The sequence below is a fragment of the Psychrobacillus sp. FSL K6-1464 genome (assembly GCF_038003145.1).
Lineage (GTDB): Bacteria > Bacillota > Bacilli > Bacillales_A > Planococcaceae > Psychrobacillus > Psychrobacillus psychrotolerans.
In genome coordinates, this window is the sequence record NZ_JBBOOP010000001.1 from 2601320 (window position 1) to 2617468 (window position 16149).

At 36.6% G+C, this 16149-nt stretch carries 17 protein-coding genes and 1 riboswitch; of the genes, 3 read left to right on the forward strand and 14 right to left on the reverse strand.

The features are described from left to right. Positions 1 to 79 precede the first annotated feature (79 nt). The gene (locus tag MKX39_RS13195; RefSeq protein WP_093537778.1) at positions 80 to 316 is read left to right on the forward strand and encodes a YuzB family protein; all 237 of its coding nucleotides are present in this window, start codon (positions 80 to 82) and stop codon (positions 314 to 316) included. A 26-nt stretch (positions 317 to 342) separates the two neighbouring features. On the opposite strand, the gene MKX39_RS13200 is transcribed toward MKX39_RS13195, so the two are convergent. Together MKX39_RS13200 and MKX39_RS13205 are read right to left on the reverse strand one after the other, a co-directional pair. After that, positions 343 to 1107: a TIGR01457 family HAD-type hydrolase gene (locus MKX39_RS13200; protein ID WP_340769793.1), complete on the reverse strand. Its 765-nt coding sequence runs from the start codon at positions 1105 to 1107 to the stop codon at positions 343 to 345. Continuing rightward, a complete protein-coding gene (locus tag MKX39_RS13205) occupies positions 1094 to 1555 on the reverse strand; it encodes a DUF86 domain-containing protein (RefSeq protein WP_093537776.1) in 462 nt (153 codons plus the stop codon). Before MKX39_RS13205 ends, MKX39_RS13200 begins: the two co-directional genes overlap by 14 nt. An 85-nt stretch (positions 1556 to 1640) precedes the next feature. On the opposite strand from MKX39_RS13205, the gene MKX39_RS13210 reads away from it, so the two are divergent. Beyond that, the gene (locus MKX39_RS13210) at positions 1641 to 1907 is read left to right on the forward strand and encodes a DUF3055 domain-containing protein (protein ID WP_093537775.1); all 267 of its coding nucleotides are present in this window, start codon (positions 1641 to 1643) and stop codon (positions 1905 to 1907) included. A gap of 172 nt (positions 1908 to 2079) precedes the next feature. On the opposite strand, the gene MKX39_RS13215 is transcribed toward MKX39_RS13210, so the two are convergent. The 7 genes from MKX39_RS13215 to MKX39_RS13245 all read right to left on the reverse strand — a co-directional run bounded on the left by MKX39_RS13215 (position 2080) and on the right by MKX39_RS13245 (position 9525). Beyond that, complete coding sequence (locus MKX39_RS13215; RefSeq protein ID WP_340769794.1) at positions 2080 to 2421, reverse strand: YutD family protein; 342 nt, start codon at positions 2419 to 2421, stop codon at positions 2080 to 2082. A 14-nt stretch (positions 2422 to 2435) separates the two neighbouring features. After that, positions 2436 to 3371 (reverse strand): lipoyl synthase, encoded by a 936-nt coding sequence (gene lipA, locus MKX39_RS13220; RefSeq protein WP_093537773.1) that lies wholly within the window; start codon positions 3369 to 3371, stop codon positions 2436 to 2438. A gap of 108 nt (positions 3372 to 3479) precedes the next feature. After that, positions 3480 to 5039, reverse strand: a complete 1560-nt coding sequence (locus MKX39_RS13225) for a Na+/H+ antiporter NhaC family protein (protein WP_340763059.1) — start codon at positions 5037 to 5039, stop codon at positions 3480 to 3482. 364 nt (positions 5040 to 5403) lie between these two features. Continuing rightward, positions 5404 to 5586, reverse strand: a riboswitch (Lysine riboswitch). Positions 5587 to 5634: 48 nt separating this feature from the next. Further along, a complete protein-coding gene (yunB, locus tag MKX39_RS13230) occupies positions 5635 to 6405 on the reverse strand; it encodes a sporulation protein YunB (RefSeq protein ID WP_093537771.1) in 771 nt (256 codons plus the stop codon). Positions 6406 to 6447: 42 nt separating this feature from the next. Then, entirely contained in the window at positions 6448 to 7821 is a 1374-nt protein-coding gene (locus tag MKX39_RS13235) for a bifunctional metallophosphatase/5'-nucleotidase (protein WP_093537770.1), read from the reverse strand. Between the two features lie 33 nt (positions 7822 to 7854). Further along, positions 7855 to 8673, reverse strand: coding sequence for a sulfite exporter TauE/SafE family protein (locus MKX39_RS13240; protein WP_340769796.1), 819 nt, complete (start codon positions 8671 to 8673; stop codon positions 7855 to 7857). Continuing rightward, on the reverse strand, positions 8674 to 9525 hold the full coding sequence (locus MKX39_RS13245) for a DUF72 domain-containing protein (protein ID WP_340769797.1): 852 nt from the start codon (positions 9523 to 9525) through the stop codon (positions 8674 to 8676). A gap of 198 nt (positions 9526 to 9723) precedes the next feature. On the opposite strand from MKX39_RS13245, the gene MKX39_RS13250 reads away from it, so the two are divergent. Beyond that, the gene (locus MKX39_RS13250; protein ID WP_340769798.1) at positions 9724 to 10797 is read left to right on the forward strand and encodes an FAD-dependent monooxygenase; all 1074 of its coding nucleotides are present in this window, start codon (positions 9724 to 9726) and stop codon (positions 10795 to 10797) included. 47 nt (positions 10798 to 10844) lie between these two features. Here the strand turns inward: MKX39_RS13250 and MKX39_RS13255 are convergent, their stop codons facing one another. From MKX39_RS13255 to sufD, 5 genes are all read right to left on the reverse strand, one after another. Next, positions 10845 to 11609 carry a DUF3891 family protein gene (locus MKX39_RS13255; RefSeq protein WP_340769799.1) on the reverse strand — a complete coding sequence of 255 codons (765 nt, stop codon included), beginning with the start codon at positions 11607 to 11609 and terminating at the stop codon, positions 10845 to 10847. 153 nt (positions 11610 to 11762) lie between these two features. Then, positions 11763 to 13160, reverse strand: coding sequence for a Fe-S cluster assembly protein SufB (sufB, locus tag MKX39_RS13260; RefSeq protein WP_093537765.1), 1398 nt, complete (start codon positions 13158 to 13160; stop codon positions 11763 to 11765). 21 nt (positions 13161 to 13181) lie between these two features. Further along, positions 13182 to 13616, reverse strand: a complete 435-nt coding sequence (sufU, locus tag MKX39_RS13265; protein WP_093537764.1) for a Fe-S cluster assembly sulfur transfer protein SufU — start codon at positions 13614 to 13616, stop codon at positions 13182 to 13184. Beyond that, complete coding sequence (locus MKX39_RS13270) at positions 13606 to 14838, reverse strand: cysteine desulfurase (RefSeq protein ID WP_340769800.1); 1233 nt, start codon at positions 14836 to 14838, stop codon at positions 13606 to 13608. Before MKX39_RS13270 ends, sufU begins: the two co-directional genes overlap by 11 nt. Next, positions 14838 to 16142, reverse strand: a complete 1305-nt coding sequence (sufD, locus tag MKX39_RS13275; protein ID WP_340769801.1) for a Fe-S cluster assembly protein SufD — start codon at positions 16140 to 16142, stop codon at positions 14838 to 14840. Before sufD ends, MKX39_RS13270 begins: the two co-directional genes overlap by 1 nt. Between the last annotated feature and the right edge of the window lie 7 nt (positions 16143 to 16149).

The following is a 16149-nucleotide window of genomic DNA, read 5'->3' on the forward strand; positions in this document are numbered from 1 at the left end:
ATACATTTCACAATAGAACTTCTTAATTGACGTTTTCTTTAAAAAAGAGTAGCATGACCATGTAGTGAGGTGAACAGCTGTGAATCCTATGGTTGAATTTTGTATAAGCAACCTTGCAAACGGGTCCCAAGAAGCATTTGAAATATTAGAACAAGACTCCAATTTAGACGTTTTAGAGTATGGTTGCCTGAGTTATTGCTCCCTCTGTTCTGAAACTTTATTTGCTATTGTGAATGGTGAAGTTGTAGAAGCAAATACCCCAAGCGAACTTGTCGCAAACATATATCAATTTATAGAGGACAACCCTCTATTTTAAAAGACTGTACTTTGAGCACAGTCTTTTTATTTTGTCCATTCGCTTAAAGATTCTAGAAAATAGGTAGGTTGCTCTGCCTGAAGCTTAACTTCTGCAGTAGAATTTACCCCACTGTTCACATGTACTGTGTCAATCCCCATATGAATTCCGGTCAAGATGTCTGTTTGATAATTATCGCCAATCATGACCATCTCTTCTTTACTAAATCCATATTTTTTTTGTATAAACTCTAACATAAAAGGTTGAGGTTTCCCCATATAGAGTGGTTCTACTCCAGTAGAATGTTCCACTAACTTTGTAAAGGCTCCATTTCCAGGTAAAAATCCAATTTCAGAAGGAAAAGCATGATCACTATTAGTAGAAAGAAATGTAGCGCCCGCTCTTACGGAAAGACAGGCAGTTGCCAGCTTCTCATAATTAATGTGACGATCAATTCCAAGTACGACAACATCTGCCATACCAGTTGTAATCGAAATATCTCGTGATTTAAGTGCATCTTCCAAGCCAAGTTCACCAATCATAAATACTTCTTTACCTGGCATAAAAACATTAATATAATTTGCAGCTGCAATAGACGATGAAATAATATGTTCCGTATCTACTTGAATATCCATTATGGCCAGCTTTTCCTGTAGTTGTTGTTGAGTCATAGAAGAATTATTCGTCACAAAAAATGGTTGGTTACCATTGCTTTGTAAATAATGAATGAATTTCACAGCTTCAGGAATTGGTGTTTTACCTTTATAGACAGTGCCATCTAAATCGATAAAGTATGCTTTATAATTTAACATTAGAATCCTCAGGTAAAAAGGCAGAAACTGGCCCTAATTCATTTACTAAATAAGTTTCTACAGCTTTCGGGAATGCCTTTAAGAATGGTAAATTATTCGTCAGAACTTCCTCTAATTTTTTGTGGTCCACCGCATAAAATTGGCGAACAAGCACTTTTCTAAACTCAATTACTTCTTTTAATGGTCCATCCATCTCAGCAGAAATAACTTTCTCATCCGTTAAAATATCGATAATATCATCGTATCCACCAGGATCACGCATGATAAACCCATCGATCATTGAATTGCCTACGTCGATAATAGATTCAATAATATTATGACCAATTCGCTCAAACGCTAAGTTAGATAATTCATCTACTTGCCAATCTTGTTTTGTTTCAATAAGGTTCAACAATTGGTTCATATGAGCCAATGTTAAAGCAATTTTTTTTCTATCTACAAAATACATGGAAAGGCCTCCTAATTGTTGTTCAGTTGATATATACTCCTATTCTATAGTACCATAATTCTAAGGTAGGAAGGAGTGTCACATAGTGGAGCGATTTTATTTGTACGATGATGTAGAGGATACTAAAACGAGATTTGTTGGCTTTACAGGAGAATCCCAAAGATATGATTTAGCTATTTCTCAAAGCTCTCGCTTTTTTGGAAAAGTACTTGTAATGGATATACAATATGGACGAGCTGCCATTATCGGAGCTGATGATGTGGAAGAACCAGGCTATCTCGAACATGTATTTAATAGATCAGAAGAAGAAGCAGTAGAATTACGAGATTATCTTCGAGAATTATTGAGTTAATATAATATATAAATAGCTAGTTGTGGTTTCATATCACGACTAGCTTTTTTATTACAGTAGAGTTAGAAATAATATCAGTTTACACAAATAGTTAATCCTTAAACCAGACTAGTGTAGAGAATTTTTGAGGGATAGCCCATATCTGGTTGCAAAAGAAAAAACCTAGAGCAGATCATAGTTGATCTTGCTCTAGATTTTCATTTACTTCTATTATAGCTTCGTCAGGAACAATTTTTGGAGCAACCCCTATTTTTTTTACAACAAAGTAGGCGCATCCAAAATTACAATATTCATATAAATAATCTTTCATCGTTCCTATTTTCGTATCAAATGTAGCTTTATGACTACGATCCTCAAAAAAACCTTTAAGACGCAACTGACCGTAACCCCAGTCACCCATAATATAATCGTATTTAGTTAAAATTTCACTATAACGATCTAAAAACGCTTCTTCTTTAAACGCCTCGCGATAATCCTCTATAATTTCATATGTAAAGCCTTCTGCAATTATCATTCAATCACCATCCATTAACTATTTGGAGTAGCTAGAAGTTGTTCACCTTGCAGTTGTCTTTGCTTAGCCGCAGCGTTTACCTGTTCATCTGCATGGTAGCTACTTCTAACTAGTGGACCAGCTTCACAATGGGAGAATCCTTTGCTCATCGCAATTTTTCGTAATTCTCCAAATTCTGCTGGGGAGTAATATTTTAGTACCGGTAAATGTTTTTTCGAAGGTTGCAAGTATTGACCAATCGTCATGATATCTACATTGTTCGCACGAAGGTCGTCCATTACTTCCAGAATCTCTTCATGAGTTTCCCCTAAACCTAACATTAGTGATGATTTCGTTGGAATACTCGGTTGCATTTCTTTTGCACGACGCAATAATTCGAGTGAACGATCGTATTTAGCTCTCGCTCTAACTCTTGGAGTGAGTCGACGAACCGTTTCAATATTGTGATTTAGAATATCCGGTTTTGCATCCATAATATTACGGATATTTTGTTCAATACCGCCCATATCAGAAGGTAAAACTTCTATTGATGTAAAAGGATTTTTCCGTCGAATCGCACGAATGGTTTCAGCAAAAACTTCAGATCCACCATCTTTTAAATCATCTCGAGCAACTGCTGTTACGACAGCATGTTTTAAATTCATAACTACAACCGAATCTGCAACTCTTTCTGGTTCTGCCAAATCTAACTCATTAGGTAAGCCAGTTTTTACAGCACAAAAACGGCAAGCACGTGTGCAAATAGCTCCTAAAATCATAAATGTAGCTGTTCTACGTGAACCCCAGCACTCATGTATATTTGGACATTTTGCTTCCTCACATACTGTATTTAAATTATTTTCACGCATCAGCTTTTTAAGACCCTTGTATTCATCATTCGTATTTAACTTAATTTTTAGCCATTCTGGTTTTCTTTGGTACTCTGTTTTCGTTGGTTTACACGATGTCATTTCATCCCGACCCCATTCTAAATAAACTAACTACACTGTTGTCAATGTAACATATTATTTAATTGCAAACAACCATACAAATACCAAAGACAACCAATTTTAAAACAACTAAGCTACCCTCTTACTCTTAAAATTCCAAATCGTGAAAAATAGGATAAGGATGACCACTACTGTTATAAAGCCAAACATAACAGAACCTGTAAGACCTAATACTAAATAGCCAATTGCAGCAATGACTGCACTAATAATGGCATATGGTAACTGAGTCATTACGTGATCGATTACATTAACTCCTGCACCAGTCGCTGACATAATTGTAGTGTCTGAAATAGGCGAACAATGGTCTCCAAAAACAGCTCCCGCTAAAACGGCCGCTAAAACAGGGAGTAATAACTCTGGCTCTACTACCATGATGATACTTGCACCAATTGGTAATAGTATCCCAAATGATCCCCACGAAGATCCAGTTGCGAAAGCCATAAAAGCTGTTAAAACAAACAGTAAGACTGGAATAACCCCTGCCGGAATATTATTATCTGTAACGAGATGAGCTAAATACTCACCAGTTCCTAAAGCTGTTATTAAAAATGAAAGGGACCAAGCAAATATTAAAATGCAAATAGCAGGTAACATTGAATTTATACCAGAAATAATTCCTTTCCCCAGTAAGCCCAAATTAGCATCTTTGTTTTTCTTGAATTGACGCGTATACAATAGTACAGCTAAAATACTCGATACCATCCCACCTATAAATAGAGAGAGCGGAACATCTGTATTTTCAAAAATAACAAATATGTCCATTACTTTTCCTGAAGCCTGATAGCCTGTCCAAAACATTGCAAAAAGAGTTACTACTATTAATGATACAATCGGAAGGATTAGATCCTTTACTTTACCAAAATTATTTTCCGGGAAATTACCTTGTAAATCACCTGGATTTGATTTATTTGGATCAAAAAGGACACCAGTTTCTCTTGCAAGTGTTTCATGTTTTTTCATCTCACCTAAATCATTGTCTGTCCATGCTGTAAAAAATACCATTGCAAGCGCAGCAATGACATAGAAATTCATCGGTGCCATTAACATAAACGCTTGCAGTGGAGTGTAGTCTGTTACGGCATGAGTAGCAAAGATAACACCTAGCTGACTTATTAGAAATGCACCCCAGCTAGAAACGGGAGAAACTACACAAACAGGTGCAGATGTAGAATCGATAAAATAAGCTAGCTTTGCACGAGAAACACGATGAGTGTCAGTAATTGGACGAGCAATCTGTCCTACAGCAAGTGCATTAAAATAATCGTCTACGAAAATAATAATACCTAAAAAAGCTGTAAGGAGTTTAGATCCGCGATTTGTTTTAATACGTTTAACTGCCCATGCAGCAAATGCAGTACTTCCTCCTGACAGACTAACAATCGCAGTAACCACCCCAAGCAACAATATAAACAATAATATATAAATATTATACATATTCAATCCATTATCCCAAAATGACGTGATAAAGGAATCCCAAAGAATGATCAATGAATCAATCGGCGAAAAGCTTTCTACTAACAAAGCCGCTGAAACAATCCCGACTCCTAGTGATAGTAAAACTCTTTTCGTAACAAGTACCATTACAATCGCTAGTAATGGGGGTAAAATTGAAAAAATCGTATTTTCCATCATAATTTCCTCCTAATAATGAAATGCATAAGCGCCTATGTAAGCCCCGACTAGCGTTGGAAGCCTGACTGTAAAGGCGTACTTTGCCTTAACCGTCAGACTGAAACGACTCGAGGGGCTAGGCGCTGAAGCTAGACAGTATGAAATGCGTATGCGCCTACTCCAATGTAGGCAGTCTAAATTCGCGACATCCTATCGCAACGACTGCATGATCTACATCTTATATACCCCAAGACTCGATGAGTTATGAGCTGACGACACTAATGAAGATGAATGAACAAGTGCATTATGCCTTAGAATATAAAAAAGCCAACCTAATATAAATATAGGTTGGCTTTTAGATAAAATTTCAAGCGAAAATTTTATACTTTGTAGCTCTCCATTTATACATATGTATAAATGACAGTGTTATTTTTGTTCAAAATAACCCCAACTAGATTTGACTTGACGGTCAACATCTAATTTCGGCATAACTTCCTTTCGTTTACAATCACAGTTGTCATTCTCCTGTAAACTACTCTTTTGTTATGCGGCCTCTACCTATTCTTATTCATTTCCACTAGTATAGCAGTAAAAACAATATTCTTAAGGATTTTTATTTTTCAGGTAATGGCAATGGTACTTCAATTGATGGAGCAGCGTCCCCGTCTCCTCCTGTGTAAATGTAAGGAACCTGGCCTTGCACGATTCCCATTGCCACAGGTATACTCTGTTCCACCGTACTCATCTTACTTGCCAGAGGAACTATTATTTGTACATTTACCGTAATGTGGATATTAACCTCCACATAAGCATTGTTTATTCCAAACTTAGTAATAGAAGGAACTACATTCGATTGAACATTTCCGATAACGTGAAAGCGTATAGGAATTTTAGGGCCTAAGTTACCTATGATGGGGATATTCGTCGCTTGCCCAATCGGAACGAAGAATACAACTCCCCCCTGATCCTCCATCGTTTGTTTATCGTACTCGATGTCATCTAAATACGGTAGGCTAGAAAAGTTCCCCTGCTCAGCCTGCTCCAAATGAGACTGAACTAACTGATTTGTATCAGATAGTATACGATTTATAATTTCTGTATTAAATCGAGTTGTTACCATTGTAGTACTGTCTGATGGCACCTCTTCGATTATGTCATTTACATCGAGCGTATTTGAAATTCTTGAGTTAATTGCTTTATTTATTACCATGGATGCTATTTTTGTTGTTTGTACTTCTGCATATTCCAAATAGGTAGCTGTCAATTGTTTATTAATATAATAGATGAGGCCTCCCACTGACAACATAAAACAAACTAAAAAAATGGCTAATTTCCGCTGATTAGTAAAGAAAGTCAATCGTTTTTTCTTCTTTCTATAGAACAAAAACAATCCCCCTAATTACTACTTATGTAAGAAAGAGGATTTTCATGACTCATATTCACTTTTTTCAAGCTGTCCATACCATTTCACAATATCTCGAATCATTTCTGGCATAAAATACTGTTTGGGAGCAAATTTTAAAGACGGATAAAAGTAACCAAATGTAAACATATCTAAAGTTGCCAATGTATATACTTTTTCTAGTTCAATAGGAGATTCATTTACTAGAACTATACCACTTTCTAACTCTATTAGCTGTTCATATAATATGACCCCAAGGTATTTACCTCTGAACCCTAACCCTTTTACTTCAAGCGTTGGCCATTTTTCATTTTTCCCTGTTCGGATAACTTCTAGTAGTTCTGCACCGGTTAATGTAATAACACAAGGATTTATCGGATGAGGCAAACATTGATGTAGATCTCTTGCAGTAATCGGCCCCTGTTGAAGATCCTTTAAGAATATCCCCGCTGGAAACATGGCACAATCCGCTTTTGTAAAAGCTAGAAGTGCTTTTCCGAAAAAGCGGGATAGATCCGATTCCTTAAACCAATCCTTCTTCAATAAAAAAGAATTATAAAAAGCAATATTAGACATCTCCGCTATTCCTTCATTTTCCCAAGCAGTCTGTAAATCGTTTGAATATAGTGGAACTGGTAGTGCTTCCGTAGGAAATAAAACTGCCTTCTTCGATTGGATAACTTTTGCTACATGATCAAATTCCAACGTGACAAGTCCGACATTCATACCGAATTTACCGGTAGCAGCTTGCAACGTGTTCCCAATTACTTTACCTTTTTCAAACGTGTGATGTGTATGTGAACCCAATATCACATCAATTTGTGGTATTTCCAAAGATAGTATTTCATCAAGTGATTTCCCTAAATGTGACATACAAATAAGAACATCTACTTGCGGACGAAGTGTATTACATACCTCTTTCAGTCGGGTAATCGGCTCTTGAATTTGCCATCCCAATTTTTCATAGTAAATACCATAGTCAGCAGTTGCCGCAACAATGCCAATCCGTATACCAGTTGGTGTTACATGTATTTTGTGGGGTAATACCCAAGAAGGAATATTTCCTCCTAACTCCGTGAAATTGGAGACAATCACTTCAAAATTAGCATCTATGTACAACGTTTCTAATTCTTCATGACTTAGGGTAATGCCTTCGTTATTTCCTATCGTTACATAATCATACTTGGCATCATTTAGAAGATGCACATTTCCCTTTCCAAGTGTACCCTCTGTATATATATTCGAACGATCTAGATGATCTCCAATATCTAATGTTAAATAGGAAGCCTTGTCACCAAGGTTCTTCCGAGTATCTGAGAGAAATTGCTGAATAGCGGGCCAGTTTTCTAGATGACTATGCAAATCATTTGTGTGGAATATATAAATCGTCTCTCTCATTCTTTGCCCACCCTATCCATTACATATTTTACGTTAAAATAGTCCTTCTATAATCGATCGTATACCTAATAATAAAAGTACAATTCGTAAAGCCAAAACTAGTGTATCTGAGTTCAACTTTTTATTTAACTTTGCTCCTATCTTAGCTCCGATATAGGCAGCAGGTATAACCGGAATCGTATACAACCACGGTACATTTCCTAATGAAATATGTGTGACAGAGTTCACTAAAGACGACAGAAAAACCATGAACATAGACGTACCCACAGCCACATGAGGCGGAAACAGGAATAGTAATATCATCGCTGGTACGAGTATAGATCCTCCACCAATACCAAATAGACCCGATGCGAATCCAACACCAAAAGTTAATAATAATGCGAACCAAATTGGATATCCATATACAAATGTTTTATCGCCATCATTAAAGGTTTTCTTTTTCCCATTTTCTACAAACCATCGAACAGGACTTAAACGATCTCTTACCAACAATAAAGTAGATAAAATAACAAGTAAGATACCAAAGTATAAATTAAAAGAAGGTAAGTCCAGTCCTTTGTTTACAAATGCTCCGAGTATAGTACCAGGAATACTACCAATGAAAAAAATAAATCCACTTTTAAAGTCGACCGTTTTGGTTTTCATATAGGATAGCGTAGAAGAAAGTCCTGTGAATATCATCATAACCACAGAAAGACCAACAACACTTTGCGGAGTAATATTTGGTATTAAACTAAGAGAAGCTCCAAAAAACAAAATAGCCGGTACTAAAATAACGCCTCCACCGAGGCCAACCAATGCTCCTACAATTCCAGAGAAAAGTCCACTAATTGCTAGTATAATCCATTCCATTTAAAAATCTCCTTCAAAAAAATCTAATTGTTTTGGAGCAAGTCCTTCAAAATCTATTCCTAACATACTTTGAAATGTTTTGGCATTACTGGCTGCATGACCTCCAGAGTTATTATTAAACAACACAACAACCTCTTTTGCCTGCTTCTCTAAATACTCACAAATACCTTTAATAGAAGAAAGCTCTTCTTTATTATAATCGTATAGGTATCTTACTTCTCTCCACTTCACATTATTGCCCGGATTAACCCACCCATAAGTATTTCTACCATGTAACCTTACGAGTACCTTGTTCGTAGTTGCAATTGGAACTAAAGGAATACTACCATCCCCAGCCTGCGGTTCATCACAAACACTATGATGAAGTCCATTCTCTTTTAAAAAATGAAGCGTAGAATCTTTATATTCAGAAGAATACCAAGATTGGTGACGAAACTCAATAACCACTTCAAAGTCCTTTAGTTCTTCTCTCACTTTACGTATATATTGTACATTTTCTTTTGTGCATTGGAACCAAGGAGGAAATTGTGCAAGTATCATTGATAGCTTTCCCGAATTTTTAAATGGCATAACCGATTGTCGATATAATGCAAACATTTCTTCGATCGAATCAAAAGGGAAATCACCACGTAAATGACCCGTAATACCTTGATAAGCTTTTACAACAAATTGAAAATTATCTGGCGTTTCTTTAATCCACTTTAAGCTATTTTTTATTGGTTGAATTGCATAGAATGCTGCATCTAATTCCACCACTGGAAAATGTGCACTGTAATCTTGTAACCTTTCTCTTGCCGAGGATACATACAAGTCAGGGTGATCCCCCCATCCTGTTAGGCCAATTTGAATCATTTACAACACCTCACTATTATTACTATAATAGCATAATCACTCAGTTGGGTGTATTCAGCTGTATGCACTCCACGTATTAGCGTATTAACCCACAAAGGATGAAAAGATGGATAATAATTTTTTATTTAGCTAAAATATATAAGTGTCGTCGTTACATATAGCCCATTACGCTTTTTTGAAGCAAAGGGAGGAAATAACATGATGAAAGTAGATGTATGTATAGTCGGTGCAGGTCCTGGTGGTGCCCTTCTAGCGTATTTATTGGCAAAGAAAAATATATCTGTTGTATTAATAGAGCGAACAAATCAAATCGGAAAAACGTTTCGTGGAGAACATTTAAATGAAGAAGGCGAAGCGATTCTAAAAAAATATAACTTATTTGACGAAATAGAAAAGCTCGGGCTTTTACGAATGAAAAAACTTGAATATTGGCAGCATGGGGAAGTATTTAAAACTATTTTACCTCATCCCGAGATCGGACATCTTGGTATTCATGTTCCTCAAGCACATTTACTACAAGTATTGATAGACGCTGCAAAGAAATATACAAACTTCCATTTAATGCTGAATACAAAAGTTGATGAACTTTTACAAGATGAACATGGCTCCTACACTGGAGTAAAAGCATCCGAAAATGGAGAAGAAATTATTATTGAAAGTGAATTGGTTATTGGTGCAGATGGTCGTTATTCGACCGTACGTAAGAAAGCTGATCTGGATGTAACTATTCGAAAACACGGATATGATTTACTCTGGGCTAGAATACCAGCACCTGTAAATTGGGAACCGTCTATTCGAATGACTTTAATTGGAGGGAAGCAAATTTCCCTATTTACACAGGCAAAGGGTTATATACAAATTGGTTGGAATATCGAAGAGGGTTCTTTTGCAACACTTAGAAAACAGCCTTTTACTCCATTTATCGAGCAACTCATAATGGCTTTTCCAGAACTTGAACAAACCGTTCGAGAAAACATTCAATCTTGGAAGGATTTTGTTCTATTAGATGTGTATAGTAGCTCTAGTGAGACTTGGGGGAAAAAAGGGTTGGCTTTAATCGGAGATGCAGTTCACACGATGACTCCTACTGGAGCATTTGGGTTAAACAGTGCTCTAAAAGATGCGGATTACTTCTCTTCTTTAATCGACAAAAATACAATTCTTAATACTGCTGATTGTGCTTCAGTAAGGAAAAAAGAAGTTGCTAAAATTCAAGCTATCCAAATAGAGACAGAACAATCTTTTGCTTCTCAGTTTGTTGTGATGGTTTAAAAAGAGACAGAACCAGTCAAATTACTTTGACTGGTTTTTGCATACTATTATTTAAACGTAACTTTTCTATGCGCAACTGGAGTATCCTTAAATGCCTGCAATAGTCCATCTTTCTCAATCTGTTCTTTCCATACTTCTTTATACGTAAGCTTTACATTTAGTTCGCTCTTCAAGGGGGAGAAGGATAAAGTAACGACTTCATCGCTTTCCCAGCTAGCTATAATTGGCTCCTGCGTGACGAATAGGAATAATTGTGGAAATCCATTTTTAAAAAATGGATGCAATTTATCGTTGTCTCCTGGCTCGTGTAAACAAATAAACAAAGATAGAAAATCTGAAAACTTCAGCAGATCTAAATGGTACATTAACGTTTCTTTCTTTTTCTCATTGCCGACAATTCCTAATTCATCATAAAGTCGATCCTGTCTTTGCTTTTCTATATCCCAAAATCTTTGAACTGCAGTTTCATCAGCATCTTGGACAAAAGAGGAGTAATGTAAACTACACAATAAACAAGCATACTTACTCATTTCCTCTACTTCATCTAATCCTTTTCCATAAAAAGAAATCTTAAGATCTGTAGGATAATCTATAAACGAGAAAGGCTGTTCTAATTGATCATTCCATACTGGGGACTTATCCGGATCTATCCAACCACGGTCATGCTCTTGAATGGCGAGAACGACTTCCTGCACATCTTTAGAATCGTAATAAAAATCATCTTTACAATGTTCTGCTATTTGCTTGGAAACTTGTGCATGATCATCTTGAGTAACCATGACATAGCTTTTTTCTCTTTCAAATACAATCATTGTCGATACCTCTCTTTACAAAATACTTCTACTACTTTCTGAGTACCACTTAATAGTTATAACCAAACCTAACAGTTTTTAGCAATTTGCCTATTTAGAGTATAAAAAAATGCAGCAAGGTGAAGTACACCCTGCTGCATTTATATAATTGGATTAACCGATAGAGCCTTCCATCTCGAACTTGATAAGACGGTTCATTTCTACAGCATATTCCATTGGAAGTTCTTTTGTAAATGGTTCGATGAAGCCCATTACGATCATTTCAGTTGCTTCTTCTTCACTAAGTCCACGACTCATCAAGTAGAATAATTGTTCTTCAGATACTTTTGAAACTTTTGCTTCATGCTCTAAAGAAATATTATCATTCAAGATTTCGTTGTAAGGAATTGTATCAGAAGTAGACTGATTATCCATGATTAATGTATCACATTCGATATTCGCACGTGCACCAGTAGCTTTACGGCCAAAATGAACGATACCACGGTATGTTACTTTACCACCTTGTTTAGAAATTGATTTCGAAACAATAGTAGAAGAAGTATTTGGAGCTAAATGCATCATTTTCGCACCAGCATCTTGGTGTTGACCTTTACCAGCAATTGCGATAGAAAGAGTCATACCACGAGCGCCTTCACCTTTTAAGATAACGGCTGGATATTTCATCGTTAGTTTAGATCCAATATTTCCGTCAATCCATTCCATCGTTGCATTTGCATCACAAACTGCACGTTTTGTAACTAAGTTATAAACGTTGTTTGCCCAGTTTTGGATTGTTGTATAACGGCAATAAGCATCTTTTTTAATAATGATCTCAACAACTGCACTATGAAGTGAATTTGTTGTGTAAACAGGAGCTGTACATCCTTCTACATAATGTACAGAAGCACCTTCGTCTACAATAATTAGCGTACGTTCGAATTGACCCATGTTTTCAGAGTTAATACGGAAGTATGCTTGTAATGGTGTTTCCACTTTAATGCCTGGTGGTACATAGATAAATGATCCACCCGACCATACTGCAGAGTTAAGTGCAGAGAACTTATTATCGGAAGAAGGAATTACTGTACCCCAATGCTTTTTGAAAATATCTTCATTTTCACGAAGTGCAGAATCAGTATCCTTAAATATTATACCCAAGTCTTGAAGCTCTTGCTTCATGTTATGATATACAACTTCTGATTCGTATTGTGCAGAAACACCTGCAAGGTATTTTTGTTCTGCTTCAGGAATACCTAATTTATCAAAAGTAGCTTTGATTTCTTCTGGTACTTCATCCCATGAAGTTTCTGTTTGTTCAGAGGGCTTCACGTAATACGTAATTTCATCGAAGTTTAATGACCCTAAATCTCCACCCCATTGAGGCATTGGTTTTGAGTAAAAAATTTCTAACGCTTTTAAGCGATAATCTAACATCCATTGTGGTTCTGATTTCATACGTGATATTTCTTCTACGATTTCTTTCGTTAATCCACGTTTAGAACGGAAAATGGATACGTCTTTATCGTGGAAACCATATTTGTAATCACCAATTTCAGGCATTTTTTTAGCCATCGTATTTCCTCCGTTCGTCTGTTATTCTTTTTCTTCTGAAACGCCTTTTTCCATTGCCTTCCAAGCTAAAGTTGCACACTTGATACGTGCTGGAAACTGAGAAACACCACTTAATGATTCTATATCTTCAAGATCTAAAGAGTCATCATAATCTTTCCCAAGCATCATTTCAGAAAAAGTACTAGAAAGTTGTAAAGCTTCCTCTACAGACTTTCCTTTAACTGCTTGTGTCATCATAGAAGCAGATGCCATAGAAATCGAGCATCCTTCTCCATCAAATTTCGCATTTTGAATTTTACCATCTTCCACTTGAAGTGTTAAATGGATGCGATCTCCACAAGTAGGGTTATTCATATCAATTGTCAAAGCGCCATCCTCGATACTACCTTTGTTACGAGGATTTTTATAATGATCCATAATGACACGGCGATAAAGTTGATCTAAATTAGAAGACATCGTTAAAATACTCCTTTGCTGAAAGCAATCCAGTAACTAGACGATCTAAATCCTCTTCTGAATTGTATATATAGAAACTAGCACGAGCAGTTGCCACACATTGCAACCATTTCATCAATGGTTGTGCACAGTGATGTCCTGCACGAACTGCAATTCCACTCATATCTAAAACTGTTGCAACATCATGTGGATGTACATCATCTAAATTGAATGTAACAATTCCTGCACGTTTCGCAGGATCGACAGGTCCATAAATGGTTAACCCTTCAATTGTAGACATTCTTTCCATGGCGTAAGCAGCTAACTCATGTTCATGTTTTTCAATTTCATCTAAGCCAATTTCCTCTAAGAAATCAATTGCAGCTCCAAGACCAATGGCACCAGCAATTATTGGTGTTCCCCCTTCGAATTTCCAAGGAAGTTCTTTCCACGTAGAATCATACAAACCTACGAAGTCGATCATTTCCCCACCAAATTCGACTGGTTCCATTTTATCCAATAAAGCTTCTTTTCCGTATAGTACCCCTATTCCAGTAGGCCCACACATTTTGTGTCCAGAGAATGCAAGGAAGTCACAATCAAGTGCTTGAACATCTAATTTTAGATGTGGTGCAGCTTGAGCACCATCAACTACCATTACAGCTCCATGTTCATGTGCAATTTGTGTAATTTCTTTAATCGGATTCATGGTTCCTAAGACGTTCGATACATAAACGATTGACACAATTTTAGTTCGGTTAGTAATAGTTTCTCTAACCTTCTCTAAAGAAAGTGTACCATCAGCTTCTAAATCAATATATTTTAATACGGCACCTGTTCTCTTAGCTAGTTGCTGCCAAGGAATAATATTGGAATGGTGCTCCATATGCGTAATAACAATTTCATCGCCCTCTTTTAGGTTAGCTTGGCCGTAGCTCTGTGCCACCATATTGATAGCGGTTGTTGTACCACGAGTAAAAATAACTTCTTTAGTAGACTTAGCATTAATAAATTTTCGAACCTTTTCACGTGCTCCTTCGTAACTATCCGTCGCTCGGTTACCCAGCGTATGAACACCACGATGCACATTTGCGTTTTCAAATTCATAATACTTTTTGATCGCGTCTATTACTTGAATTGGTTTTTGAGAAGTAGCCCCATTGTCTAAATAGACTAATGGATGACCGTTAATCTCTTGGTTTAAAATCGGAAAATAGCTTCGAATCTCTTTAGTATTGAGCATTAGCGAACTTTCCTTTCAATAACCTCCGTCAGTTGCTTCTTCACGCCTTCTATCGGTAATTCGTTTACGACAGGAGCAAGGAATCCATGAATTACTAGACGCTCTGCTTCATGTTGAGAAATACCACGGCTCATTAAATAGTACAACTGAAGTGGATCTACTCGGCCAACTGATGCTGCGTGACCTGCTGTTACATCATCTTCATCGATTAAAAGAATAGGGTTTGCATCTCCACGTGCTTTTTCGCTAAGCATTAATACACGAGATTCTTGCTCTGCGTTAGATTTAGTAGCACCGTACTCAATTTTACCAATACCATTGAATATAGATGATGCTTCGTCTTTCATAACGCCGTGCTTAAGAATTTGACCTTCCGTATGTTTGCCCCAGTGGATTACTTTTGTTGTAAAGTTTTGCTTTTGTTTCCCGCGACCTACAACAACCATTTTCACATGACCTTCTGAATTATCTCCAACTAAATGTGTTGTATTTTCAGAAATAGTATCACCATTATTCATCATACCAAGTGCCCACTCAAGAACTGCATCACGACTTGTTACACCACGACGATTAACGTATGTTGTAAATCCTTCTGCTAGAACATCAACTGTTCCAAATGTAACTCTTGAATTGTCTTTGGCAATGACTTCCGTCACGATATTAGCTAATCCTTCTGCATGATCCACAGTAGATAAGTAGTTCTCTACATATGTTACAGAACTATTTTCATCAGCTACTAGTAAAGTGTGATTGAAAAGAGAAGCTGTTTTATCATCATGTAAGTAAATAACTTGAATTGGTTCTTCGATTACTACATTTTTAGGTACGTATAAGAATACACCACCGTTTAATAATGCAGCATGAAGTGCAGTTAGTTTATGTTCTGTTACTTTGACACCATCGGTCATGAAGTATTGTTGAACAAGTGCTGAATGCTCACGAATTGCAGTGTATATATCTGTTAAAATAACACCTTTTGCTTTTAGCTCTTCTGATAATGAAAGAAAAGCAGGTGTATTATTATGTTGAATGTAAATGTTTTGTTGCTCTGCATTTACGACAGCCTTCACTTCTTCAGGTAATTCTGCTAAAGATGTAAATTTGCTGCTCTCTACAGTATGAACTGGAAATTCAGTGAAATTCCAATTAGTAATTTTTGTTTTATCTGGTGTTGGCATCGGAAGTGTTTCAAGTTGACCAAATGCTTTTAGACGAAGTTCTGTCATCCAGCTTGGTTCTTGCTTACCTTCTGAAAAGGAGCGGATATCTTGCTCGGTTAATGCCAATTTTGTTTCAACCGTCATGCTTATT